This window comes from Paenibacillus plantarum (assembly GCF_013141695.1).
GTDB classification, from domain to species: Bacteria; Bacillota; Bacilli; order Paenibacillales; family NBRC-103111; genus Paenibacillus_E; species Paenibacillus_E plantarum.
This window is the reverse complement of the sequence record NZ_WHNY01000026.1, coordinates 324,250-350,544: the sequence shown is the minus strand read 5'-3', so window position 1 is coordinate 350,544 and position 26,295 is coordinate 324,250. Positions and strand designations below refer to the sequence as shown.

Genomic DNA, 26,295 nt, shown 5'->3' with positions numbered 1-26,295 from the left:
TTAACCAGCATAGGGATTGAACCATGCCAGATACAACAAGAGAGGCAGTTACTATTGCTATTCCCAAAAAAAGTGATCCACTTCGTTAATCTTTCGTTTTTTTCAATTTTTCTACCTGTAATGAATGAAGCAAGACATAGTGCAGCAGAAGGGATAGCAATCAGGCATCCTTTTCAGAAGCTTTTAACCTCCAGTATGTCTGATAAATAAAAAAGTGCCCTTAAAATTAATAAACATACAGATGAAACCAATAGTAAAAATAGCTGATAACCAACGGCCATTGTTCACAAATATTTGCTTAAGATTTTGAAGAAAGTGCCTAAACGTTACTTTTTTTCTTTCTCATCTTTTTTCTTGGGAGATTTAACTAGAAAGGTAACTAATATAGTAGATATCACACACTACACACGGATGGTGAGAAAGGGTAAAAACCAAACATAGAAAGCTAGTACCGAGCCTAAAAACAATAAAAACGGAGTGCCGCGGGTTTGCGAGCTCCGTTTTCTAATTAATTATGGAATATCACAATTTCTTCTTTCTGTTATTTTTCATAAATAACTGTAAATGAAAATAAAATCATCGCTTACCTGCCATGGACGAGGTGAATTGAGTAACTCTGGAGACGATGTAAAGCGTAAAAAATGTAAATTTACATCGAAAGAAAAGCCAACTTTATGAAGGACATTGTTGATATAGTTATGACATTGAAACCAGGATAATGAGATGCTTGGACACGTGAAAGAGAGAGGGATTATACGGTGGTATTTGAACGTTTAGGCGTATTGACGGATGGAGTATCAGCTGATTTCGAGATGGGTCGTTGAGGAGATGCTTTCGGCAGCCGCGTTTGACATGGTTAGTGTCGTAGTCCCTTCTTACTTGCATAAGGAGAGCGTGCTTCAAGCCGCAAGAGCGGGGAAACATGTCATTTGTGAGAAGCAAGTTGCCCATCAACTGGAAGATGCTCAAGAAAGGATCGCATGCTGCGAGGAATATGGGGTCCGACTATTCGTTGGACATGTCGTGCGCTTTTTCCCGGAATATGCGCAAATGAAGCAGCAGATCGATACCGGTCAAATCGGCAGGATCGGGGTTGCGAACGCTCGTCGTGTAGGCGGCTATCCGGGCTCTTTCCGCTATGCGGTAGAGTTTTGCCGGCTCCGAAGGTCTTGTTCGCACAGACAGCATGGAAGCGAAGTCTTTGATGAGTCTGCTAAGCTTGGGTAGCCAATAGCGATCTAAGATAAAAGCTTGTTTCATTTAGATCCTTTTGGACTAGATGAAACGGCTTTTTTTCATATAAGCGTACTATGTCAATAAGTTTTAAACTGACGTTTGAGTTACTCAAACACACCTAACTTTAAACATTTTAAAAACTAGGTAGCAACTGACGAAGAGCAGTGGACTTAACCAACATGTCTCGAACTTGAAAGAGTAAGTATGCAAACGTTTTTATTGTAGCTATAATAAAGGAAATCATGACGGTAATGAATAGGGAGGAGAAGCATAGGTATGATTAGAGATGCCATCCAATCGGTTCTCGCAAGAGGGATGTATTACAGGAGGCTGCTTGGCTTCGGAATTATTGTTCTATGCATCCCCATTCTTCTTGCCGCTTTTTTGACATATGCGATCGTCTCCGACCATTTGGAACGGCAGGTAAATAGGGCTAACCTCGAAATGATCGAACAGATTCAGGAGCGCGTCGACGGCGCTTTGAAATCCATATCGAAGTCATCGCGCGGGATTACGCTTGACCCGGGCATGCAGCAATATTTGTACAGGACTGATCGCCGCGACTTTGTAGAAATGGTCGATGTGTTGGACAAGTTGACCGCAGCGTCAAGGTCAATCGAGTTTACGAATACGGTCAATCTTTTTTTGCCGGAGGAGAAATTCGTGCTGTCCAGTGAGAAGGGTTATCAGAAATTTGACGCTATGAGGGACAGCTATCCTTTCCTCAATGCGGTAGGAGCCATGTCTAAGCCGAAATGGATGATGCTGAAGAAAGGCTCGCTCGACGTCATTACCTTTGTGCAGCCGCTACCTATTTTTACGGATACGCCACGCGCATATTTGACCGTCGAGGTGGATGAAAGTTCTTTTCATTCGGTCTTGGGTGCAGTGGAGAGGTTCGATAGGGGAAGTCTGATGCTTTTGGACGAAACGGGTGTAGTTGTCTCCCATAACGATAAGTCTCAGCTTGGATCGATCTTTGGCGGTGATTTGGAGGGCTGGAAGCAGAAGCTGGACGCGAATGGACGATCGGGCTTTTTCAATTATGCGAAAGCAGGCTTTTACACGGTTTACGCAAAATCGGATATGAACGGATGGATGACGGTTCTCAATATCCCACTATCGGTCATGGCTTCGCCAAAAAACCAGGTTGCGCAGACGACTGTGCTCGTTTGTCTAGGTGCGCTTATCTTGGGCATGCTGCTTATCTACTTGAATTCGAGGAAGCTTTATGCTCCAATCCGCAATTTGTTGAGGCAGGAAGCCGGAGTGCCATCTGCGCGGGGAGGAACGAAATTAGATGAATGGGCGCTCATACAAGATCATTGGGGCAACTTGAAGAACCAGATCGGCCAATACCATGATGTATCGAGCAAGCAGACACTTTCTTTGCGCGAATCGTTCATGATGCAAATGATTTACGGTTATTATGATAACGAGCAGCCAGAGCGGATCAGGGAAATGGCTTTGCAATATGAGATTCAAGCTGACGCATGGTGGGACGTCATCTTGATAGAACCTGAAAACTACGAGCAATACAGCAGGTTTAAGAAGGATGACAAGCATCTGATTTTATTGGCTATATCCAGTATCTTTCAGGACCTTATGAAGCAGCACAATGTGAACGGTTATTTTGTCTTTGGTCAGGATGCAGTCCGGCTGATCGTTGTCGTGCAAGTACCGATTGAGACGAAAGCGACACAGTGCCGGACGGTCTTCAACCAGTTGGCCGAATCGGTCCGGCTTTCGGTAAACACATATCTGAAATTCGATTGCTCGATAGGTATTGGTGCGGTATGCGACCACATAGATGGAATTCGCCAGTGTTATTTGGAAGCGGAGGAAGCATTAGCAACGAGAATCACGGCAGGTGGAAACCAGACAATCGCATTTGCGGACTTGTCAGCCTTTCGGCATGAACTCATCTATCCCTATGAGATTGAACATTCGTTGATACAGGAACTACAAAAAGGCAACAGAGAAGGCTTCGGGCACTACTTTGAACAGTTCGTGCAGGTTGTTACTAAATGCAACTATCCGGTTTCGTCGGTTTATGAATCATTTTATGCCTTATTCGTACAGCTCAGGCGAAAGGCACAAGAGCTTTCGCCCGAGCAGGCGAGGGTGCTGTCCGGGGTGGACGCGATGAAGCATATTGTATCCTGCCGAATGATCGGAGATATGGTGCGATGGTTTGAAGAGAAGGTGTTTCCGGTTCTGCTGCCCTTATTTGAAGATGCAATAGACGACCGAGGCAAAGTCATAATCGAAGCAGCCAAATCATACGTTCAGGAACGGCTGGATCTGGATCATTCGCTTACTTCGATGGCGGAATATACGGGTGTCAGCGCCGCATATTTCAGCAGGTTGTTCAACAAACATACGGGCCATAACTTTATTCAGTATATTGCTGAGCTTAAAGTAGAACGCTCCAAGGAGCTTCTGCTGAACACCGATACGATGATCTCCGAAATCGCCCTGCAGGTTGGCTACAACGATCGAACGTTTCGTCGGGTTTTCAAGAAAATGACTGGTTATTCGCCGGCCAATTTCCGTAATCAGCAGTAAAACGTTGATGGAGGCATCCATACGCACGTAAAATACCGCCCGATTGGGCGGTCATTTTTTTACCTGGACGATGATTCAGCAGTGTCGAAACTGTCCGGCGATGCCGGAAAGGCCTTATAGAACGGGCAGTTCGGGCAGTGTCCAATACCGACAACAATTGCACCTATTCAGCCGCTCTACTCCCGGATTAAGCTGTTTGTAGTCGTAGTCGGCTAATCAGAACGAAGGGAGAGAGAACGATTCAAAACTCAGGTTCACTAGAAGCCGTTCCTATTGCCACTAGGCGAGATCAAAGCAGCAACCGTCTAATGTGGAAGAGGATGAAACGGTACAAATACATCTACATGCTGGCATTCCCAGCGGCGTTGTATTTTCTCGTATTTAAGTACGTTCCAATGTGGGGTATTTTGCTTGCTTTTCAGGAGTACAGTCCATTCCGTGGATTTTGGCAAAGCGAATGGGTTGGTTTCCAGCATTTCGCCAATCTATTTGCGAGCAATCAGTTTTGGAACTTGTTCCGGAATACGCTGCTCATCAATTTGTTTGGACTCGTATTTTATTTTCCGCTGCCGATCGTGTTGTCGGTCATGCTTAACGAAGTCGGTCGAGAGTCCATTAAGCGGGTTATTCAGTCGATTGTTTATTTGCCTCATTTTCTATCCTGGGTCATCGTCGTCAGCTTTACTTATTTTTTTCTGTCTGTCGATTTCGGGCTGGTTAACAAAGTGTTCGCTGCCTTGGGCTGGGACAAAATCAGCTTCATGTCGGATCCAAACTACTTTTGGGGACTGCTGACCGCTCAAAGTATTTGGAAGGAAATCGGCTGGGGGACGATCATCTTCTTAGCCGCGATCGCCGGGGTCGATCCGCAGTTGTATGAGGCCTCTTATGTAGACGGAGCAGGCCGGCTGCGGCGGATCTGGCATATTACATTGCCTGCGATCCGCAGTACCGCCATTATTTTGCTCATTCTCCGGCTTGGCCATATGTTGGATGTCGGCTTTGAGCAGGTGCTGCTGATGCAAAGCCCGCTAGTGCTTCCTGTCGCTGAGGTATTCGACACGTATGTATATAAGCGCGGAGTGCTTTCTGGAGAGCTGAGCTACAGCATTGCTGTCGGTTTGTTTAAATCGGTGGTCGGGCTGCTGCTTGTTGTCTCGGCGAATCAGCTTGCCAAACGTTCAGGCGAAGAGGGGCTTTATTGATCGGGAAAGGAGAAATCAATGATTAGGTCAAAAACTACCGCCGTTTCGAAAGCTGCCGATGCTTTCAACTACATCATTCTTATTGCGGTTGCACTTACGATGCTGTTTCCATTCGTTTATATTTTGGCGGTGTCGTTCACGGATGAAAGTGTCTACGTAAGCGGGGAGCTCGTACTGCTGCCGCCCAAATGGTCGCTGGATGCCTATCGGTACATCTTGTCGACAGACAGCTTCTTTCATTCCTTTAAATCGACGGCATTCATCACGATTGTCGGAACGGTCCTGAATCTACTCTTTACGACAACATTTGCGTATGCGGTGACGAAACAGGAGTTGCCTGGACGCCGCTTCCTACTTCTGATGGCACTGTTTACCATGCTGTTCAGCGTGGGAATTGTGCCGAACTATTTGCTGGTTAAGGAGCTTGGTCTGATCAATTCGCTCTGGGCACTTATTTTGCCGGGGCTGACGGGTGCGTGGAGCATATTCGTACTCAAGTCATTCTTTCAGAGCTTGCCGCCCAGTCTGGAGGATGCCGCGCAAATCGATGGCTGTAACGACATTCAAGTGTTCGTGCGGATTATTTTTCCGCTATCACTGCCTGCGATTGCCGCTTTCTCGCTTTTTTTCGCAGTGGGAATATGGAATACCTATTTCAGCGGCTTGCTGTATATCCGTGATGTGACGAAATGGCCGCTTCAGGTGCTGCTGCAGCAAATTGTGCTCGAACCAAACAGCAGTATGGTGGGGGACGCTACGCAATTCGATTCCGAAGCCAAGCTGCCTCCAGAGACGATCAAGATGGCCGCCTTAATTGTTGTCATGCTGCCGATTTTATTGGTGTATCCGTTCCTGCAAAAATATTTTGCCAAGGGTGTACTGCTCGGCTCGGTTAAGGGTTAAAAAAGGGGAGGAAATAAAAATGGTACAAAGAAAACGTGTGTTGGCCTTATCACTTGCAGTTTCGTTATCTCTCTCGATGTTAGCTGGCTGCGGAGGGAACGTAACACCATCGGATAGTAAAGGAAGTTCGCCATCTCCTGCTGCGACAGGTGTGGTTACAAAGCAGGAGGAACCCGTTGCAATCAGCTTCACGACCCCACTCTATAACGAGCCGCCTAATTTCCAGAGTGACTACTACAAGGAGTTAGATAAACTAGCTAACGTTAAGCTAGCGATCAAAGCGATACCGTTTAACGCTTACAAAGAACAGTTGAACCTGGCGCTGTCCTCGAACGAACTGACTGATGTCGTCGTTAATTTGGAGCTGTTCGACCCCGTTACGATCGGGGCGGTACGTCAGGGAGCATTCCATGATTTGACTCCGTACCTCGGAGATTTGAAAAAATATCCGAATCTGGCGGGAATTCCAAAGCAAATTTGGGATAATTCCAAAATTGACGGCAAGGTATTTGCGATTCCGCGTCCACGTGGACTGACTGATCAATCACTGCATATTCGTAAGGACTGGCTCGATAAGTTGGGTTTAAAGGCGCCGTCGACCGTGGAGGAACTGCGCGACGTGCTGAAGGCGTTCGTAGAGAAGGACCCCGATGGTAATGGGAAAAACGATACGTACGGGCTGGCGGTGTTCGGCGCTACGCTCAATTCTGCAAGTGCGCCGCTTGGTTCGGCGTTCGGGGCAAATAAGCCGACGTTCGAGGGAGATAAGCTGCTTATTCCGTGGATGACCAATGGTTACCGTGATATGCTCGAATATTTCCGGGGACTGTACGCGGATAAAATCATTACCCAAGAGTATTCCGTACAGAAATTTGGCCAAGATACGGAGATGTTTCAGAGTGGCAAAGCCGGAGTTGTAGGCAGCTCGATCAACGGGGCTTGGGACATTTGGACGAATACGAAAAAGACGGATCCGAAGGCAGAAATTTTGACGCTGCCGCCGCTCAAAGGACCGGGAGGAGACGCGAGCTTTCTGCCGTCGGGTTACTTGGGAGGTATCATGATTTCCTCTAAGGTACCGAAGGATAAAGTCGAAAAAATATTGAAGTACCTAGATCAGTCTGCTTCCAAGGAATTCGTCGATTTCGAGAAATACGGCATCGAGGGCAAGCACCATACGAAGGAAAACGGCCTTCCGAAAGTGAACGATGAGATGTACAAGAAGGAAATCGGCAACGCAAGCCTGATGGTCGGCTATTACGATCCGTACAATAAGGCACTGCATGCGAAAGCGACACCGGAGTTTAACGAGGTTCAGAAGAAAGTATCCGATCAATACGCGGCCAAAGGCGTGCCGAATCCGTTAGAGGGGCTCATCTCTGATACGAATGCGAAGCGTTCGGCCGATTTGTTCAAGGACCGCAACACGATCCTAACGAAGGTTGTCGTCGGCCAAAGCACAATGGAGGAGTGGGACGCCTACTTGAACCGTCTAAAGGCGGATCCTGACGTTCAAAAAATATTGAAGGAGTATGCCGATCAGTACAAGCTGAAATTTGGGGATAAAAAATAGCATTTCTGGATTGTGGAATAGGCTCGGGTCGCTTAGCGGAGGATGGCGGGCCTTTTCTTTCCAATGGCAAGTAAACGCTTTCAATTATTCGGAGACTAAAAAGTAACGGAGGTTAACTGATGAAAAGAAGGATATTACCTGTAATCATAATGTTGATTGTTACACTTGTGATCGGCCTCATTGCTCCTTCGCCGTGGTCAAATCTTCTGGCCGAAGCGGCAGGGAGTGCGAACATCGCTCCGAGCGCAACCGTAACAGCCAGCACATACGGAGCCCAGGACACGCCGGATAAAGCCATAGATGGGATCAAGGACAATAATGCGAGCCGATGGAGCTCTAAATGGTACGCAACCCCGCCGGCAGGCACGCCAAAGACGCCGGAGTGGCTTCAACTGGAGTGGAATGCTCCTGTGAGTATCGATAACGTCCGGCTGTGGAGCGGCAACATGACGTCTCCCGGCTGGCAGCTCGTTGATTTCGAGATTCAATATTGGGACGGCACCAGGTGGGTGAAGGCAGCTTCGGTTTCCAGCAATACCAAGGACGGCAAACTCGGGCAGTTTAACGATCTGACATTTGCGCCCGTTCAGACGCAGAAGCTTCGCGTATATGTGACGGACGGTTGTCAATATGATACAGTGGCGCGCATATTCGAGATCGAGGCGTACGAGAGCACCGGGCCAAGCCTGGAGACCGTACATATTGATACAACTGAACGGCACCAGACGATCGAGGGTTGGGGCGGCAACATATATCCGCAATATGTTCCTTTGTTCGCTGCGAACGATCCGAATTACATGAATAAGATGCTGGATGAGTTGAAAACGACGAATATACGCGTGCGCAGCTACTGGTATTTAATGGAGGAAGTGAACGACAACGGTGATTCGCAAACCTTCGACTGGAGTAAGTTTCAAGCGGGAGACAAAGGAGATGTGCATCAGGAGCTGTTAGCTTTGCAAATGCTCTATAACCGGGGCGTGAAGCTGACGCTCGGTTCGTGGCGGTTTCCAAACTGGATGGTCGGCAAGCCGGCAGGGTACAATTGGTCTGGTGCCCAGATGACGCTGCCGCCCGATATGGACGACGAATACGTGGAAAGCATGGCAGGCTATTTGCTATATGCCCGCCTGCATTACGGCGTGACGTTCGACTATATCGCGGTCGCCAACGAGCCGAACGGCGGCGGCGTTTATATCAACGGTATTACGCCAGCAAGATACGCGTCACTTACGCAAAAACTTAAACAGAAGCTGGAAGCGAATGGCTATCGTACCGAGTATTTGGCTGGTGATACGAACTCAGCAACCATATCTGCCGCACAGTATGCAGAAAGTGTCTTGTTCGAAGACGCTTATGCGAATCAAGAAGGGCAGAGGCTTTTTAATACGCTTTCCTATCACGCTTACGAGCGATCTGTCGCAGGGCTGCAGCGGTATGAGGAAGTGGCCCAGACTTACGGCGTGAAGCTGCATGTCGGCGAGCAAGAGGACCAGATCATCGTAACTGATAAAGATAAATGGTCGCGCGCGATGAATAACGCCGTTGCCATTCACGATTCGCTCACTTACAGCAAGGCGAATTTGCTGCAATACTTCGCGTATTCGGCGACGGATAGCGGAGGTTTAGTCATCTACAGCTATAACAGCAAAACGTGGTACCCCGTCTATGACATGCTTAAGCATTTTTATAATGCGGCACCGCCGGGCTCGGTCATGATCGGGGCTAGGCCAGAGGCTTCGACGGTTTCCGGCCTGTACACCGTCGCGTTCGAAAAGCCCGACAGCAGGATGGAAATCATCCTGATTAACGCCGCAACCGAAACCCGTCAAGTGAAGCTTACCGGGGTTGGGAGCCGCATGTATTCCGTGCGCAGCAGTGGCGAATTCGCACGGAATACGCCGGGACAGGACATTGCAGGCTCAACGGCCGGAGAGGTGACGGTAACGGTCGCGCCTAACAGCATCGTTTCGCTTTCGGAGAAAGCTGAAGGGGCAACGGTTCAAGAGCTTCAACTGAGCGCGGGCTCCCCCGCTCCGTTAATCAAGGGCGATCGCGTTCAATTGTCAGCGGCTGCAAGCTACGATAATGGAGCGGAAAGCAATGTGACGGCCGACGTGCAGTACGCAAGCAGCGACAATGCGGTAGCGACGGTGTCGCGTTATGGTTTGGTAACAGGCTTAAGCGCGGGAACGGCTGTGATTTCGGCGACGTTCGGAGGGCGAACCGCCTTCTACGAGCTGACGGTGGAAGCTATCGGGGTGCGAATGCTGCAGCTTAGCGGGCTTTATTCGCCCGTTGACATAGGCAGCGAGCAGCTACTGGCGGTGACGGCACTCTATTCAGACAACACATCTCGGGATGTGACGGCTTATGCCGAGTTTGCAAATAGCAGTCCGCTCATAGCGGGAGTGGATGCTGCGGGTAAAGTAACTGGCTTGTCGGTAGGATCGACGGTCATTACGGCAACTTACAGCCATTTGTCAGTGGCTGTTCCTGTGAGGGTGCAGAGCAGCAATTCCAGCACAGCTGCACAATCGATGTTAACCGGTGCCGGCTTTGTCAGTCCGGGAGAGGATTTTGTCGTACGGTACGGGTTAAAGGGAGTAACGGAAAGCGTGTACGCTCAAGATATTATCGTCGACTTCGATCCTGCATGGCTGAAATACGTTTCCGTTCAATCTTTACGGGAAGGCATCAGCATTGTAAGAGTTGTTAAACAAGCTGAAGGCAAGCTGCGGGTCATTGTAGCGAGCCAAGGGCTTTGCTGTGGGTTCACCGGCGAGGGGGACATAATCGCGATTTCGTTCAAAGCCAAAAACGTTCAACAAACGGGTATAGCGAATGTTACGGTATCAAAAGTAAGGCTAGGCGACGCTCTGGGCAACGAAAGCGAAGCAGCTTCTGCCTCGATGGACATTCTCGTTGAACGTGTTATTCCTGGGGACGTAAACCGGGATGGCAAAGTGTCCGTAGGCGACTTGTCTGTCGCTTCCGTTAACCTGGGTAAAGGGAGCGTTGATCCAGATTGGCAGCACTTGAAGCCGGCCGATCTGGATGGAGATGGCGTTCTGACTCCTACTGACCTAACCTTGCTCGCAAAGCTGCTGGAGAACTAAGGGGATGATACGGCGACCTAACTCCAGAATAGTTTAATGAAAAATTAAAGAAGTAGAAATATTATTACAAAGTCTCGTGATCTTAATTGATTGCGGGACCTAATAATTTACAGGGAAGATGATAGGACTGTAAAAGCCATGATACTTAACCGTTTCATGGTTGATTATTTCACAGTAAAGCAGTGGAAATCCCCGACCTGACCAAGGGAACGTTAGAAGTCGCAAGGAATAATATAGGTAATATTAGAGGTTCAAAGCTTCGTAAAGGGGAAGCTACTTCAGTCATTCTTAAAGTAATAGCTCTTAAGAAATAAAATCATAAAATGGAAATCAGGGCACCCCCTATAGGGTATCCTGATTTTTTTGTCTTCAAGTTACTCGTTTCTTTCCCAGCTTGAAAAAGAGCAGAGGATTAGAGATTTCCCATACGACGATCTTGAGAAATATTGAATCGTTTGGGAGAATATCATATTTTACCTTATATGGAAAATTAATCATAATAACCTACGATGGGCCCCCATTTAAATGAACCCATAGCAATTCCCGATGATCGTTAGGGTCAGTTTTATAGTAGTGGCGAAACGGGATTTGAAGGTTAGGTATGGTAGATTGGTTCACTAGAATTGCTTAAATTATTATGAGAATCAATGCGAATTACATAGGCGGAACCCAAATCCAGGCATCTTTGGCATAGCCCCTCTGTTCCCAGTAGCCAGTATGATCACTGTCGATGAGCTCGATCCGGTTCAGCCATTTTACTGATTTGTATGCGTACATTTGTGGAACCACTAGCCGAACAGGGCCTCCCATGTCTTTAGGAATTGGCTTACCATCTAGCATGACTGCAACCATCACGTCCTCCATCCAGGTCTGTTCAATGGTGATATTGTCCGTATATGCGCCATCAGCTGAATAAAATTTCACCATCTTCACCCCCTCCTTAACTCCTGCTTGCTCTAGCAGTTTGTTCAGAGGAATGCCCTCCCAAGTACAGCTGTTGACTGACCAACCTGTGACACAGTGAAAATCGCTGACCTGCACTTGGCGGGGAAAAGCCAGAAATTCGGTCCAACTCCATTGGAAAGGCTGATTAACCAGCCCGTCGACAGTGAATGTCCACTTATCGGGATCAAACTTGGGTATGTCTGTCACTGTATAGATCCGGAAGCTGCCCTTCGCTCCGCCCCCCTTCGGTGGCAGTGAATCCGACAAAGGCGTCGGCTGTAGAAAATCCGCGAACACGGATTCCTCTTCTTGAAGTGAGGAGAGGTTCGAGCCGCCTACTGCAGAATTCAGCCAACGGATAAAAGGGGGCATGGCGACCGCCACCACAACCGCCGCCACACCCGTCTTGATGAAGGATCTACGAGACATATGGCGGGAAATTCTGCCCGTTGTCGGTTCATACGTACCGATCTCCATTGGTTTGCCCAAGGGGGGATATTGATTCCGACCAACTTCCCGGCCGACTTTTCTCAACCAACGACTTCGTGTGACGGAGTGGTAAACGGCGTATGGAATGCCGACCCAAGTCAGTAAATCATGAACGAGTAATGCCGAATTGTTCCAAGCTGGAGGAAATGACCGATATCTCCATAAGACAAGTCCCGACACAATCCAGCCTGCCAATAGTACAAGTACAAGCATCAGATTACCCTGCTGGGCTTTGCGGGTAGTCAGCAGGCGAAGATGCTTGCGGATGTACGGAAGGTATATAATTATTAAAGCCAGAGATACCAATCCAGCTGCGATATGCAGCTGCTTCAGCCAAACCCGGCCCTCACCTAATAAAGCGCGCATGGGTGGTAGATAAAGTAAAATACCGCTAATTGCCAGAAACAATATGATCCAAGCATTTAAAGAATGCAACTTTTGCAGTTTTAGACCCAATCCCTGCTTTTTCACACGACTCCCCCCTTATTGTATGCAATGTCAGTTAAATCCGCTTTACACAAAACCATTATAAGTATATTTCACCCCAAATTGATATCATTTTAAATTGATATAATTTTTAACTAGATGCTGGATACGACAGAGGGGAATGAAAGTTCATTGCTACCATAACTATGATTCTAGCTCCAAACATTTTCGGTCTTTTTTATAACAATTCGTGGATCATTCATATATCAATCTCATTGCTGAGTTGTTACGATAGTAACAGAAATAAAAACAATAAATGACATTCAGGAGGGGTAACAATGTTTAAATGGAAACGTTCTTTAGCCGTTTTGGCTACAACAACTGCTTTGGTAGGATCACTGGCTGCTTGTGGTGCTAGCGACAAAGGAGCAACTACTAGTTCAGCGCCAACTGCCGCACCGACAGAGACAGCAAAGGTATCCACAGAGCCAGTTAAGCTTCGCATTATGTGGTGGGGGGCTCAGAATCGTCATGACGCAACTTTGAAGGCTCTTGAATTGTACACCAAGAACAACCCGAACGTAACGTTCGAACCTGAGTACTCAGGTATGGACGGTTATCTGGACAAATTGTCCACACAAGCAGCTGCTAACAATGCGCCAGATGTTGTACAGCTTGACCCGGGCTGGACGCCTGATTGGGCTGCCCGCAAGCAATTAGTTGAATTGACGCCAACTGTAGATGTAAGTAAATTTGATGCCAAACTGATGGCAGGCGGACAATCCGGTGGTAAACAATACGGTATTCCTCTTGGTTCTGTTGCCTTTGGTATGATCTATGACAAAGCGGCAATGGATAAACTAAGCATTAAGAATCCTGCTAATGGTTGGAACTGGGATGAATACTTTGCACTAGCTAAAGAATCCAAGTCGAAATTACCTAGTGGAACGTATTTCACTAAGGATTACGGCGGTAATTACTTCGTCTACTCAGCCTATCAGTATGCAAAAGGGAAAGGATCGGTTGTCTCCCCAGATGGCAAATTTAATGTAGATCAAGCGACTTACCTAGAATGGACTAAGAAATTCGAAGAATTGCGCAAAGAAGGACTTGTTCCTCCAGCTGACGTAAATGCCTCTGACAAAGAAAATGATCCTAAATTGGATCTAATGGTTTCAGGAAAAATCTTAGTACGCTATGCTTTCTCTAATGGATACGGTACGTATGATAGCTTGAAAAAAGGTGCCTACGCTTTGGTGACCATGCCTCGCGCTTCCGCTCCGGGCGGCTGGTTGAAGCCTTCGATGTACTTGGCTGTTAGTGCAAACTCGAAAAAACAGGAAGAAGCTAAGAAGTTTGTCAACTGGTTCGTTAATGATACTGAAGCAGCTAAAATTTTGGGAACAGTACGCGGTTTGCCTGCTAACAAGGACGTTTCGGCCCTTCTTCAAGCTAGCTTCAGTGACCAAGATAAAGTCGGTTTGGATCTGCTTCGTGCAACAGAGAAAGACGGTCAGACTTGGGATTCAACAAGCGGCTGGACCAATTTCATTGACAAGGATTGGACGTTGGTCGGTGATCAACTTACTTTTGGTAAAATTACCCCACAACAAGCTTTTGATCAGTTGAAGTCTGCATCGAAGTCATACGAAAAGTAGTCTAAGTCAGATGCCCTGGAACGGATACTTGTTCCAGGGTATCTTTTAATCTTTTTGAATGGGGATTGGAGGATATCATGGAAAGTCTGATACTAACAGCTAGAAGCGTAAAAAGCATGGATTATACGGATTTGCAAGATGCTGGTTTAAGCGCTTTGGTAAATATAATCGGTGGAACGGGCAGCCCCAAAGATCCCTACCAGGCAAAGATATTGGTAAGCAATGAAGGCAGTGTTGCATGGTCAGGGGTGATCCATGTGGAATTGCCGTTTGTGAAAAAAGAGCCTCGTTATTTCCTTCCCGCATTCATGTATGGCAGAAATCGAGGGGAAGCTCCCCTGAACGTGCCCAAAGAGTTTCCGAGATTGAGGGAAGGTAATCCGCCACGTCCGGCATCGCCTTGGTGGATGGTAAGAAGTGATCGGCTCTCTCACCCTGCTGCATTTGTATATGACAACGGGAACATATACGGATTAAGCGCCAGCCCGTATTTCATCTATGAAAATGGCATTAAGCAGCAATGGAAGCCTGAGATCGAAGGGGAATTTTATCAGTACGGCGGATATACGTGTTCCCTCTCCAAAGGAACTGTCGGTTATACGCTTGGTTATGAAAATGCGCCGTGGTTGTTCATTAAGGCGACACTAGTTAAAGATCGGGCACCTCTTGAAGAGAATTGCTTTGAGTTGGCCGTAGGGGAATCCGTGGCGTTTACGATGGACTTATATGCATATGAGGCTGAATCAGAATTGGGCATTAATGCAGCGATTCAAGAGGTTTATTATCGCTATCATCAAAGCCCGAGAAAAGCCAGCGATCCAATAACAACAGTAGCAGACTTATCAAAGGCAATTTATCAGTATGCATGGCTTCCAGAAGACCGGAGTTATTCAGGATTTGTTATTGAAGATAAAGAAAACGGTGGATATCGATATAATAAGATATTTTCTCTAACCTGGACAAATGGATTGTCAGTAGCAGTACCCGTCCTGATGGCAGCACTGCGGCTTGATGATGAATCCATGCGAACTCAGGCTCTGACCAGTATTACGAATATGGTTGAGAATTCCCTAAACCCTGCTACGGGGCTCCCATTTGAAACTTATGACAATGGCACTTGGTCCAACCACGGTTGGTGGTTTGACGGCATGCACACACCAGGGCATACCTCTTACCTGATAGGTCAGGCCATGTATTATATTCTCAAAGCATATGAGTACGAAAAACGTATGAAGCAATGCATCCATGATGATTGGCTGGACTTTGTAACGAAAGTTCTTGTGAAAATGGAGGGAACAAAAAATACAGATGACGAATACCCTTACATTTTATCGGAAACAACAGGCGCTGGCATAGAATATGATGCTTTTTGCGGTACATGGTGTATGGCGGCAATGGCGTATAAAAGCTGGTTGACTGGAGATAAGACATATATTGAAAGCTTACGGAGAAGTGAAAGACATTATTATGATACCTATGTAAAGCGAATGGAGTGTTACGGAGCTCCCCTCGACGCAGACAAAGCAGTAGACTCGGAGGGTATTCTAGCATATATAAAGGCTCTTCGATACCTGCATGCTCTTACAGGCGATAAGCTATATTTGGCGCATATGAGGGATGCGATAGACTACGAATTTACCTTCAAGTTCTGTTATAATTCGCCGATAAAGGTACCGCCACTCAGTAAACTTGGATGGTCGAGCTGTGGGGGCAGTGTCACTTCTACAGCGAATCCGCATATCCATCCTATGTCCAGCAACATTGTTGATGAGCTGCTGTACTATGTGGAGAACACGAACGATCACTATGTCCGCGATCGGATGATGGATACCATCGAATGGGGATGTCAGACCTATAATCGGTACGATAATGAATTTGATTATGGGAAGAAGGGTTGGATGTCCGAGCGATTCTGTCATTCAGAAGGGCTTCTAACAGAGACATATCGCGACGGCTCGCCGGCAAGTACCTGGTTCTGCCTAATGCCATGGGCCAGTGGATGTATAATAGAAAGTCTTTCAGGTGACATTTGGGAATACAAAAACTGAGAAAATCAGGAAGACAACACGAGGAGGATTTATTTATACATGGGTACATTATCTAACTTACAAGCTGGCAGCGGCTATCAAGCATGGTTAGGATACCGCCAATTGTTACCTGGTGATCAATTTGATCAATATGCGGATTTTAACCGAATTCACGTAACGGAAAAGGATGCCGTTATCCAAACCGCAGTATCTGAATTAACCTATGGACTAGAGGGTATCTTAGGCGTGAAGCCCGATATTGTAGAACAAGAGAAACATGTCATTGCCATTGGAACATTCGGCAACAATCCTATAGTAGATCGTCTAGTAACTCCGGAGAAAATTGCACAGATCGGGCAGGAAGGCTATGTCATCATAACGGATAAGAAAAACGCATGTGTGGCAGTTGGTGCAAATACCTCTAATGGTGTTTTATACGGAACTTTCCACTTGCTTCGGTTGTTAAGTACAGGCTCGGATATTAACGAATTAGATATTGTTGAAAATCCGATCAATAAGTTACGAATGATCAATCAGTGGGATAATATGGACGGCAGCGTGGAAAGAGGGTATGCAGGTGAATCCATCTTTTTCAAAGACAACCTGATTAGTGAAGATCATGGCCGTATCCGAGATTATGCTAGAATGCTTGCCTCAGCAGGGCTGAATGGTATTGTGATCAATAATGTGAATGTACATAAAGTGGAAAGTAAACTGATTACAGAGTTTTTGCCTGACGTGGCCAAACTGGCTGCTATTTTCCGTAAGTACGCAATCAAGCTATTTCTATCGGTTAATTATGCCAGCCCTATTGAAATCGGAGGTCTGACGACTGCGGATCCCCTTGACTCGGATGTACGCCAATGGTGGAAAGCTAAAACAGCTGACGTTTACGCAGTTATCCCGGATTTCGGCGGGTACTTAGTAAAAGCAGATTCGGAGAACCGACCGGGACCTTTTACTTACGACCGAGATCATGCTGACGGCTCCAACATGCTGGCTGAAGCATTAGAGCCTTTTGGTGGCATGGTTATTTGGCGTTGCTTTGTGTATAACTGCAAGCAGGATTGGCGCGATAGAAAAACGGATCGTGCTCGAGCCGCCTATGATCACTTCAAGCCCTTGGACGGTCGCTTTAAGGATAACGTCATTTTGCAGATCAAAAACGGTCCCATGGATTTCCAAGTCAGAGAGCCTGTATCTCCACTGCTGGGAGCCATGCCGTCCACAAATCAGGTGCTAGAATTCCAAATTGCCCAAGAGTATACAGGGCAGCAACGACACTTATTTTATTTGATCCCTCAATGGAAGGAAATCCTAGACTTTGAATCCTACACCAAAGGTAACGGATCCACCATTAAGCGAATTGCTAGTGGTTCGGTTCATGGCAATCGGTTGGCAGGGATTGCTGCTGTTTCGAATATTGGAGATGACATGAATTGGACAGGACATTTGCTGGCGCAAGCCAATTTGTATGGCTATGGTAGGTTGATTTGGAATCCAGACTTGACTGCTGAGCATATTGCCGAGGAATGGATCAAGCTTACGTTCGGCGATAATGCAAATATCATCCATGTAATTAAGAACATGCTATTGAGTTCGCCAGCTATTTATGAGTCCTATACGGCACCGCTAGGCGTTGGATTTATGGTTACCCCCCATACGCACTATGGCCCTGATGTAGATGGATACGAATACGCCAAATGGGGGACCTATCATTATGCCGATTGGCATGGAATCGGTGTAGATCGGACACTGGCAACAGGTACTGGATATACGTCCCAATACAATTCACCTAATTTTGAACGATATGAATCTCTAGCCCATTGCCCGGATGAACTTTTGCTTTTCTTCCATCATGTTCCTTATACTCACGTTCTTCAATCAGGCAAAACCGTTATTCAGCATATATATGACACGCATTTCGAAGGTGTGGAAAAGGCAGAGCAGCTTGTTTCACAATGGGACAGTCTAGCTGGAACCATGGATGAGGTACTGCATAAGCAAGTTGCTGAGCGTATGGAAGAACAAGTGGAGCATGCCAAAGAATGGAGAGATCGGATCAATACGTATTTTTACAGAAAAAGTGGGATTGCCGACATGGCCGAACGATTGATTTATTCCTAAAGTAATTCTCTCTATGTATCGCAATACGAGGAAGCAGCCACGGCTAGCTTCTTCGTTTTTCGTTATATTTTATAATAATTCGATGATTTCCCTACTTTAGACAAAGATGAGTGACTTATATAATTAAGTTATAAAATACCGATTATAAAGAAAGTACAGAGGTGATTATACTTGAACAATTCTACTATCGTTGCTGCAAACGGGGCTGAAGTGAAAAAGAAACGCAAGTTTTTCAGCAGATGGGATGCCCCGTTAGCAGGCTATTTGTTTATTTCTCCATGGTTAATCGGATTCTTTGGTTTGACGGCGTATCCTATGTTTCTATCATTGTATTATTCTCTTACCGATTATACGTTGCTCGAACCCATCAAATGGATTGGTTTACGGAACTACACCCGTATCTTTACAGATGATCCGAGATTTACCCAATCAGTCAAAGTAACATTTCAATATGTGCTGGCATCGGTGCCGTTGAAATTGATTGCGGCTTTGTTGGTGGCAACACTCTTAAATAAGGCAATGAAAGGTATTTCCTTTTACCGTACGGCGGTTTATTTCCCTTCTCTAATTGGTGGAAGTATTGCCGTATCAATTTTGTGGCGTAATATCTTTGGTGTTGACGGCATCTTTAACGAAATTCTATCCATATTCGGTATAGTAGGAAAAGGTTGGATCACGAATCCAGGTTCAGCGTTGTGGACGCTGATTCTCCTAACAGTTTGGCAGTTTGGTTCAGCCATGGTTATCTTCCTTGCAGGATTAAAGCAAATTCCAAACGATCTTTACGAAGCCTCATCCGTTGATGGTGCGAATAAGGTTTTACAATTTTTCAAAATTACGCTGCCAATGCTTTCACCGATTATCTACTTTAATTTAATTATGGGTGTTATTAATTCATTCCAAATGTTTACTTCCGCTTTCGTTATTACGAATGGCGGGCCGATGAATTCAACGTATGTATACGCATTGTATCTATATGAGAGGGCCTTCAGTCGCTATGAACTCGGATATGCTTCAGCTTTAGCGTGGATTATGCTGGTCATGATTGTTATAGTAGCAGCCATTATTGCTGGCACTTCAAAGTATTGGGTCTTCTATGAAACGGACACAGGAGGGAAGAAAAGGAAATGAGCATAAAATGGAATTCTACTGTCCGCCATACCCTTATGATTGTGTTCAGTATTGTTATGGTCTATCCCTTGATCTGGTGGGTAGGCGCATCGCTTAAATCCAATGCTGAGCTTGGATCGCCTGGAATCTTTCCTTCGGTTCCCAAATGGAGCAACTACACGGATGGATGGCATTCAATTCCCGGACGCACATTTACTGACTTTTATCTGAATACTTTCGGTCTTGAAGCCATGGTTTTAATAGCAACACTTTTTTCAACCACCTTGGTAGCCTTCGGCTTTGCACGTCTAGATTTCCCGTTAAAGAATCTCTGGTTTTCTATTCTAATGATGACTTTGATGATGCCTTCACAGGTACTCATTATTCCGCAATATGCGATGTTCCACCAACTGGGTTGGGTAAACACCTATCTTCCGTTTGTGGTTCCTCACTTGGTAGCAAGTGGAGCGGGCGGTAGTTTCTTCGTCTTCCTGCTGATTCAGTTTATCAGAGGTATCCCAAAGGATCTTGATGAGTCTGCAAAGATTGACGGTTGTTCATGGTTTGGTATATTCTGGCGTGTGGTTCTGCCACTGACCCAACCCGCCATCGTAACAATCATGATTTTCTGTTTCCTATGGAACTGGGATGACTTCCTTGGCCACTTGCTCTACTTAAACTCGGTAGATAAATATACCGTAGGTTTGGCGTTGCGGATGATCAATGATGCTCAATCAGCTCAAGAATGGGGCCAATTGCTGGCAATGTCTCTAGTATCCATACTCCCTGCAACAATCGTATTTACGTTTCTGCAACGTTATTTTGTTGAGGGCATTGCGACAACGGGTATTAAAGGTTAAGATTAATTTGAATATGCAAATTGGACGGTAAAGAGACGAGTTTCCTTCGTAGCTTTACCGTTTTCTTTCACAGTAATCAAAGTTGGGAGATACCCCAGATGACTAACATTTTCAAGAAGTTTCGTATTGAGAGTCTATTTTTCCGCAGCTTTTTTGTTCTTATCTTTCTGGTTCTAGTCAGTATTGTGTGGACGAGCTACAATATTTCTTCTAAAGCTCTGGTGAAAAACACCTCCCATTATCAACAACAATTGCTGGAAGAATTGAATAACGAAATTTCAACACGGCTAACCATGATTGAGCAGATATCCTTGTCTACTTCCCGTGACAACGAATTGATTAGACTTCTTTGGAATAGTCAGGATGAATTCGATCGGCACCAAAAAGCCGATAATGTCCAGAATGCGATGGCCAATCTTACGTATTCCATTCCGATCATTCAAGGTATTGATCTGTATATGGAGCGTCCTTTCCGAAAAGAAGAAAACAGTTACATCCAATTCTGGGATATAGAAGATTTGGATAATCGGAGGGAATGGAGTCAGTATTTGGACAAGAGTGATTTTGCGTGGACATCCGAGTATGAAATTCCTAGCTTCACGGGGAATGTTCCAGTTCTTAGTTTTGGGCGGAAAATATTATTTAATGATACTTTTTTAGGTGTCGTTGTTATTCATGTGAAAGCGGAAGAAATCCGAACCCTGTTAAAAGGCCGCTCAAGGGATTCCAACCGGATTATGACAGATAGTAACGGGCAGGAAATTTTGAAAATAGGTGACATGCAGGAGCAGTTGGAAATGAGTCAAAGGGTGAACATGGAAACGGAGAAATCCGGCTTTATCCATATTCGCGGGAATTCCACGGTGGGAGATTCGCTTTTGGTATATTCGAAGTTGAATGATTCCAATTGGACTTTAGTCGAGATGACACCGTGGAATCAGATTACTGCCAGTAGCATCCGTTTGGCGGAGGTTATCGGTATCATTGGTGTTGCCGCTGTACTGCTGATGTTAATGCTGACCCTCTATTTAAGCAGACAATTTACAAAGCCAATTAATATGCTGGTCTCTGCCATGAGCTCTTATTCGATCGGTGGTAAGAATCAGGATTTGCCAGGAGATTACCAGAATGAGTTTGGTTATTTATTTGCCGGTTACCGAAAGCAAAACGAGCGGATCGAGGATTTGTACGTATCCCTCCAGCAGCGATATGAGCAGCAGCGTAAAGCTGAAATTGAAGCGCTACAGGCTAATATTAACCCTCACTTTCTCTACAACATGCTGGACCAGCTGAACTGGATGGCCATTGAGGCCGGACACGAAGAGCTTAGCCGGATTCTGGAACTAATGGGACAAATGTTTCGGATCGGCTTATCTAACGGAGACAGTTTCATTCCGATTGCAAATGAATTGGAGCATATTAAATGCTACCTGGAAATCCAGCAACTTCGCTGGGGGAACGGTCTTCATTATGCCATTGATGTGCCCGTAGATGTTATGGAACTGTATATTCCTAAGCTGACATTGCAGCCCTTCGTAGAAAATTCTATCGTTCATGGATTTAACACAAGGCTGGCCGGTTATGTCCATATTCAGATGAACCGTTTGGGGAACTCGCTTCAAATCATCATCGATGATGACGGTATTGGTCTCCAACAAGTGGTGGAGAATAAGAGGAAACGTCATACGGGAGGTTACGGTGTTCGCAATGTAAGGGAAAGAATTGCTGGTTATTTCCGGCATATCTACGGTGTTGAGTTGTACGAGCGGGAAGAGGGGGGGACTAGGGTAGAAATATTCCTTCCGTTATTGACCGAGCCTCCGACCAAATAATTGTAATTGAAAAATGAAAGAATGAAGGAATCGTGATATTTTATAATAATTTGTGCATCATTCCTATTTAAAGCTTTATAATAGGTCGTTATTATGAAGATGATGGAAGTCGGAAGCGCATAGGATCCAGTCATACATGTTAGGCTAGTTACTCTTGAATGCTACTAAATGCAATAGCTAAAGGAGGTAAATATGGTGTGGAAGATCGCGATTATTGACGATGAGCGCCAAGTGCTTCAAGGAATGAAGCGTGCCATTCCTTGGGATGAATTGGAAGCAGAGTGGGTTGGGGAAGCCATGAACGGCTTCGATGGGTTAAATATGATCCGAAGTACACAGCCGGATATTATTATAACGGACATATACATGCCCCTTATGAATGGCTTAGATATGATTGAACAGTTAAGAAAGGAAGAATTTCCTGGAAAAATTATCATATTGAGCGGGTATTCTGATTTTGAACATGCCAGACAAGCTCTGAGGTATAACGTCAGTGATTATGTATCAAAGCCGATCAGCATGCCGACGTTAAAAGTGATTCTAAACAAGGTAATCCAAGAGCTGATGGATGTGGAAGAAAAACGGATAAAGCAAGGCGAGTTGGAGCACAAGCTAATGCTGTACGAGCCGTTTATTGAGAAGGAATGGGTGCGTTCAGCTGTGGTTGGTACATTAGAAAGCGCTAACCAAAGCGGAGAAATCTTGCCTCAGCCGTATCGTTTCTGGTCCAATACCCACCATGCAGTGATCGGGATTGAACTAGTTCGTGATGAAAGGGTACGCAAATTTTCAGTATCGGACTGGAACTTATATCGATTCGCCGTTAGCAATATCGTTTACGAGTTGGCCCGTAAGGTATTTCCATCTGTCGAGTATACAGAGCTTCACAGCACTCGTGCTGTATTAATTATACATCCGGAATCCGATAACAATGAATACACACACACAGCCATTAAAGATTTGAGCATTCAGATTATTGAAAGCGTTGCAAGTTATCTGAAATTGATGAGCCGAGTCGGAAGCGGAAGCATCAAGTCCGATTGGACTCAAATGCCAGATTCAACTGAGGAAGCATTCCGTGCTATCGATATGAGACAACTGCGAGTAAGCCCATCCTTTGAGTTTTATGTATATCAGAGGGAAGCGGCAGCCGAACAGGAGCAGGTCGCCTTGTTTCCAGTGAAATTCTCTTACGAGCTCGCGAATGCCATGAAGGGTGTCCAGAAAACGAAGGCTCAGCAGCTCGTTGCTGATTACATTGGAGAACTGGAGAACCAGGTGGGGATAAGATCTGAATATGTTCAGATGCTAGGTAGTGAATTATGGGGGATTATCTCGTACTGTCTTTATGAGGCTGGACATGTACTTGACGATCTATTCACGAACGACCAGATTGCGAAAGAGATAAAGGACTTGATCCAGCCTGATCAGCTGCAGAAGTGGTTATCCGAAAAAATTTCCATTATATGCGACAGCAGACAGTGGAAGGGGAGCAGTAAACACCGTCAGGTCGTTGATTTCATTACGCACTACATTCATGAGCATTATGCGGAGGACTTAACGCTGGCTATTCTGTCGGATAAAGTGTTCATTTCACGGAACCATTTGTCTATCATTTTCAAAAATATGACCGGTGAAACCTTCAATACCTATCTGACTCGTGTCAGGATTGAGAAAGCTCGCGAACTGCTTTTGGAACGAAATATGCTGGTTTATGAGGTTGCAGAGAGTGTTGGATACAAAAACTTTCCTTATTTCAGCCTTCTTTTCAAAAAAATGACAGGCATGAACCCGACAGACCTCATTAAACTATGATCTCTCTACCTGTTCTACCAATGAGTTACTGACAAATATAATATATATGCATCCAAAGGAGTGGAAGTGCTTGATTCGTATTGCTCTTATCGGAACAGGATCTATCGCTGATGCCCAATGCAGGCAAGCATGTACTCCATGGCGATGTCATTGGAAGAATGCGACAGAATGATTGAAGCGGCGGACCAATCGGGGCGGATATTGTCTGTAGTTGAGCAAAACCGTTAATTCGATCCCATTATGAAGCTAAAAACGATGTTATTTTCAAGTCTGGTCGGCAGAATTATCCATGCCAAGGTGGAATCACACTGGTGGAGAGGTCAAAATTATTATGATCTGTGGTGGAGAGGTACCTGGGAGACGGAAGGCGGTGGATGCACCCTTAACCATGGTGTTCACCATATTGATATCCTGCAGTGGATGATGGGTATGCCCGAAACCGTACAAGCTGTCATGAGCAATGCTTTGCATCCGAATTCGGAAGTAGAGGATCTATCAATAGCCCATTTGTCTTACTTAAATGGCAGCATGGCCCAAATTACATGTTCGGTCAATCATCATGGCGAAGAGCAGCAGATTGTTTTTCAAGCAGAGAACGCAAGGGTTTCTGCTCCTTGGAAGATAAGTGCCTCGACGCAGCTAGAGAATGGTTTTCCGGAACGCAACACCGTATTGGAGCAGAAGATCGATGAATACTATAACGAGTTAGATTCATTGCTTTTTACGGGTCACTCCGGACAAATTCATGATGTATTAAGCAATATTGAAAATCATTCACGAGATGTCATGATTGATGGTAATGAGGGAAGGAACGTCATCGAATTGGTGACTGCCATCTACGAAGCGGCTATAACAGCCCTACCGGTTCAGCTGCCGTTAACGAAAGAAAGCCTGTTGTATACACGTGAAGGTATTCTCGCTCATGCGCCTCGTTTCAATAAAAAGCTATCTATGACTTAATTCTTTATTCATGTGATTTATTTACATATTTAGTTAAATATTGAATTATTTAGGAGTTAATAAAATGGCAGTGAAAATCAGCATTATCGGAGGAGCTGGCTTCCGTGCGCAGTATTTTTTGCGAATTGCGCAAGCCTTACCGGAGAGTTTCCAGATCATCAGTATGGTGATAAGAGATGTATCTAAAAGGATAACGATGCAAGAACAATGGAGAGTTCCAGCGTATCCTTCTCTAGAAGAGCTTCTAAAGTATGAGCAACCGGACTTCATTGTGCTATGTGTAAGCGGATCTCAGAGCCTAGATTACCTGTTTAAGCTAGCGGAAATAGGGATTCCGGTTTTGGTAGAAACGCCTCCTGCACCGGATATGCAGGGATTGGAACTTCTTCATGACAAGTTAACATTGACAGGAGCACGCGTACAAGTAGCTGAACAATACCAATTTCATCCCGTGCAGGAAGCACGTTTGGCCCTAATCCGTTCGGGAAAACTCGGAGTTGTTACGGAAACGACAGTCTCCATCTCCCATCTGTACCACGCCGTCAGTTTGATCCGTCGAATGCTAGGTATCACCTTTGAAGAAGTCAAGATCAAAGCCATGCGTTTTGAATCCAGATGGGTTAGTGGTCCGACGCGGAGCGGTCCACCAACGGAAGACAGGATGATTCCGATGCAAAGGGATATGGCGTGGTTAGATTTCGGAGACAGGCTGGGGATTTATGACTTTACCAAAGACCAGCACCGTTCTTGGACTCGTTCCAACCATCTCTCCGTAAGGGGAGAGCGGGGAGAAATCTTCGACAACCGGATTCTGATTCAGCAGGAGAACACGGTGCCATTGCAAATGGAAATGAAACGAGTCAACCGAGGCGAATATGAAAATGCAGAAGGTTACTTTCTGCAAGGAATTCTTTGCGGGGAACAATGGTTGTATCACAATCCTTTTGCTCCTGCTAGGCTTTACGATGATGAAATTGCTATCGCCAGCTGTCTGGCGAAGATGGCTGCCTATATCAATGGCGGTTCAGAGTTTTACAGTTTGTCAGAGGCCTCCCAGGATCACTACTTGGGCATGATGATTGAAAAGGCGATAAAAACAGGAGAGACCGTGATCGCTACAAGACCATATTGGGCTAAATAATGCGGAATTTGAAGCCTGATTTTCTCCATCTGTTACCATGTTTGTAGATTAATAGACGTGCAAAATGGTTTGTAGATTATCGTTTCACAGGTCATGCATCTGACTTATATATTTTCGGTCTATTTTATAACAAATCGTGGATCATTCATATATATTACTTATTCCCTAGTTGTTACTATAGTAACAGGCAGGTGAGAATATATTGATCAAAAATAGAAGGGGGAACAAAATCGAATTCGAGCATTCCGGAACGTTTTGGCTATAACAAATGCAGTTTAAGATTGCTGCCATGGAGCTTTAG

The 26,295-nt window shown here is 45.6% G+C and carries 16 protein-coding genes; 15 read left to right on the top strand and 1 reads right to left on the bottom strand.

Going from position 1 to position 26,295, the window contains the following annotated elements:
- Window positions 1-789: 789 nt before the first annotated feature.
- From GC096_RS08245 to GC096_RS08220, 6 genes are all read left to right on the top strand, one after another.
- Window positions 790-1,227 (top strand): Gfo/Idh/MocA family protein, encoded by a 438-nt coding sequence (locus tag GC096_RS08245; protein ID WP_171629749.1) that lies wholly within the window; start codon window positions 790-792, stop codon window positions 1,225-1,227.
- Between the two features lie 285 nt (window positions 1,228-1,512).
- Window positions 1,513-3,804, top strand: a complete 2,292-nt coding sequence (locus GC096_RS08240) for a helix-turn-helix domain-containing protein (RefSeq protein ID WP_171629748.1) — start codon at window positions 1,513-1,515, stop codon at window positions 3,802-3,804.
- Window positions 3,805-4,124: 320 nt separating this feature from the next.
- Window positions 4,125-5,009 carry an ABC transporter permease gene (locus GC096_RS08235; protein ID WP_171629747.1) on the top strand — a complete coding sequence of 295 codons (885 nt, stop codon included), beginning with the start codon at window positions 4,125-4,127 and terminating at the stop codon, window positions 5,007-5,009.
- 18 nt (window positions 5,010-5,027) lie between these two features.
- Window positions 5,028-5,912, top strand: a complete 885-nt coding sequence (locus tag GC096_RS08230; protein WP_171629746.1) for a carbohydrate ABC transporter permease — start codon at window positions 5,028-5,030, stop codon at window positions 5,910-5,912.
- 19 nt (window positions 5,913-5,931) lie between these two features.
- Window positions 5,932-7,485 carry a type 2 periplasmic-binding domain-containing protein gene (locus tag GC096_RS08225; RefSeq protein ID WP_171629745.1) on the top strand — a complete coding sequence of 518 codons (1,554 nt, stop codon included), beginning with the start codon at window positions 5,932-5,934 and terminating at the stop codon, window positions 7,483-7,485.
- A 119-nt stretch (window positions 7,486-7,604) separates the two neighbouring features.
- Window positions 7,605-10,604, top strand: coding sequence for a cohesin domain-containing protein (locus GC096_RS08220; protein ID WP_171629744.1), 3,000 nt, complete (start codon window positions 7,605-7,607; stop codon window positions 10,602-10,604).
- 654 nt (window positions 10,605-11,258) lie between these two features.
- On the opposite strand, the gene GC096_RS08215 is transcribed toward GC096_RS08220, so the two are convergent.
- A complete protein-coding gene (locus GC096_RS08215; RefSeq protein WP_171629743.1) occupies window positions 11,259-12,509 on the bottom strand; it encodes a molybdopterin-dependent oxidoreductase in 1,251 nt (416 codons plus the stop codon).
- 293 nt (window positions 12,510-12,802) lie between these two features.
- Here GC096_RS08215 and GC096_RS08210 point away from each other — a divergent pair, with 293 nt between their 5' ends.
- The 9 genes from GC096_RS08210 to GC096_RS08170 all read left to right on the top strand — a co-directional run bounded on the left by GC096_RS08210 (window position 12,803) and on the right by GC096_RS08170 (window position 25,994).
- Entirely contained in the window at window positions 12,803-14,122 is a 1,320-nt protein-coding gene (locus GC096_RS08210; protein WP_171629742.1) for an ABC transporter substrate-binding protein, read from the top strand.
- A 77-nt stretch (window positions 14,123-14,199) separates the two neighbouring features.
- Window positions 14,200-16,170 (top strand): hypothetical protein, encoded by a 1,971-nt coding sequence (locus GC096_RS08205; protein ID WP_171629741.1) that lies wholly within the window; start codon window positions 14,200-14,202, stop codon window positions 16,168-16,170.
- Between the two features lie 39 nt (window positions 16,171-16,209).
- Complete coding sequence (locus GC096_RS08200) at window positions 16,210-18,276, top strand: alpha-glucuronidase family glycosyl hydrolase (RefSeq protein WP_171629740.1); 2,067 nt, start codon at window positions 16,210-16,212, stop codon at window positions 18,274-18,276.
- A gap of 171 nt (window positions 18,277-18,447) precedes the next feature.
- Window positions 18,448-19,407 (top strand): carbohydrate ABC transporter permease, encoded by a 960-nt coding sequence (locus GC096_RS08195; protein ID WP_171629739.1) that lies wholly within the window; start codon window positions 18,448-18,450, stop codon window positions 19,405-19,407.
- Window positions 19,404-20,246, top strand: a complete 843-nt coding sequence (locus tag GC096_RS08190) for a carbohydrate ABC transporter permease (protein WP_171629738.1) — start codon at window positions 19,404-19,406, stop codon at window positions 20,244-20,246. The genes GC096_RS08195 and GC096_RS08190 overlap by 4 nt, the downstream gene beginning before the upstream one ends.
- 98 nt (window positions 20,247-20,344) lie before the next feature.
- Window positions 20,345-22,078, top strand: coding sequence for a sensor histidine kinase (locus tag GC096_RS08185; RefSeq protein WP_171629737.1), 1,734 nt, complete (start codon window positions 20,345-20,347; stop codon window positions 22,076-22,078).
- Between the two features lie 192 nt (window positions 22,079-22,270).
- Complete coding sequence (locus GC096_RS08180; protein WP_216626060.1) at window positions 22,271-23,893, top strand: response regulator; 1,623 nt, start codon at window positions 22,271-22,273, stop codon at window positions 23,891-23,893.
- A 240-nt stretch (window positions 23,894-24,133) separates the two neighbouring features.
- Window positions 24,134-24,853 (top strand): Gfo/Idh/MocA family protein, encoded by a 720-nt coding sequence (locus GC096_RS08175; protein WP_376769479.1) that lies wholly within the window; start codon window positions 24,134-24,136, stop codon window positions 24,851-24,853.
- 64 nt (window positions 24,854-24,917) lie between these two features.
- Window positions 24,918-25,994, top strand: coding sequence for a Gfo/Idh/MocA family protein (locus GC096_RS08170; RefSeq protein ID WP_171629736.1), 1,077 nt, complete (start codon window positions 24,918-24,920; stop codon window positions 25,992-25,994).
- The last annotated feature ends 301 nt before the right edge of the window (window positions 25,995-26,295 follow it).

Coding starts and splice junctions, on each gene's coding strand:
- GC096_RS08245 (WP_171629749.1), top strand. CDS start 790: ATGGAGTATCAGCTGATTTCGAGATGGGTCGTTGAGGAGATGCTTTCG.
- GC096_RS08240 (WP_171629748.1), top strand. CDS start 1,513: ATGATTAGAGATGCCATCCAATCGGTTCTCGCAAGAGGGATGTATTAC.
- GC096_RS08235 (WP_171629747.1), top strand. CDS start 4,125: ATGAAACGGTACAAATACATCTACATGCTGGCATTCCCAGCGGCGTTG.
- GC096_RS08230 (WP_171629746.1), top strand. CDS start 5,028: ATGATTAGGTCAAAAACTACCGCCGTTTCGAAAGCTGCCGATGCTTTC.
- GC096_RS08225 (WP_171629745.1), top strand. CDS start 5,932: ATGGTACAAAGAAAACGTGTGTTGGCCTTATCACTTGCAGTTTCGTTA.
- GC096_RS08220 (WP_171629744.1), top strand. CDS start 7,605: ATGAAAAGAAGGATATTACCTGTAATCATAATGTTGATTGTTACACTT.
- GC096_RS08210 (WP_171629742.1), top strand. CDS start 12,803: ATGTTTAAATGGAAACGTTCTTTAGCCGTTTTGGCTACAACAACTGCT.
- GC096_RS08205 (WP_171629741.1), top strand. CDS start 14,200: ATGGAAAGTCTGATACTAACAGCTAGAAGCGTAAAAAGCATGGATTAT.
- GC096_RS08200 (WP_171629740.1), top strand. CDS start 16,210: ATGGGTACATTATCTAACTTACAAGCTGGCAGCGGCTATCAAGCATGG.
- GC096_RS08190 (WP_171629738.1), top strand. CDS start 19,404: ATGAGCATAAAATGGAATTCTACTGTCCGCCATACCCTTATGATTGTG.
- GC096_RS08185 (WP_171629737.1), top strand. CDS start 20,345: ATGACTAACATTTTCAAGAAGTTTCGTATTGAGAGTCTATTTTTCCGC.
- GC096_RS08180 (WP_216626060.1), top strand. CDS start 22,271: ATGGTGTGGAAGATCGCGATTATTGACGATGAGCGCCAAGTGCTTCAA.
- GC096_RS08175 (WP_376769479.1), top strand. CDS start 24,134: ATGAAGCTAAAAACGATGTTATTTTCAAGTCTGGTCGGCAGAATTATC.
- GC096_RS08170 (WP_171629736.1), top strand. CDS start 24,918: ATGGCAGTGAAAATCAGCATTATCGGAGGAGCTGGCTTCCGTGCGCAG.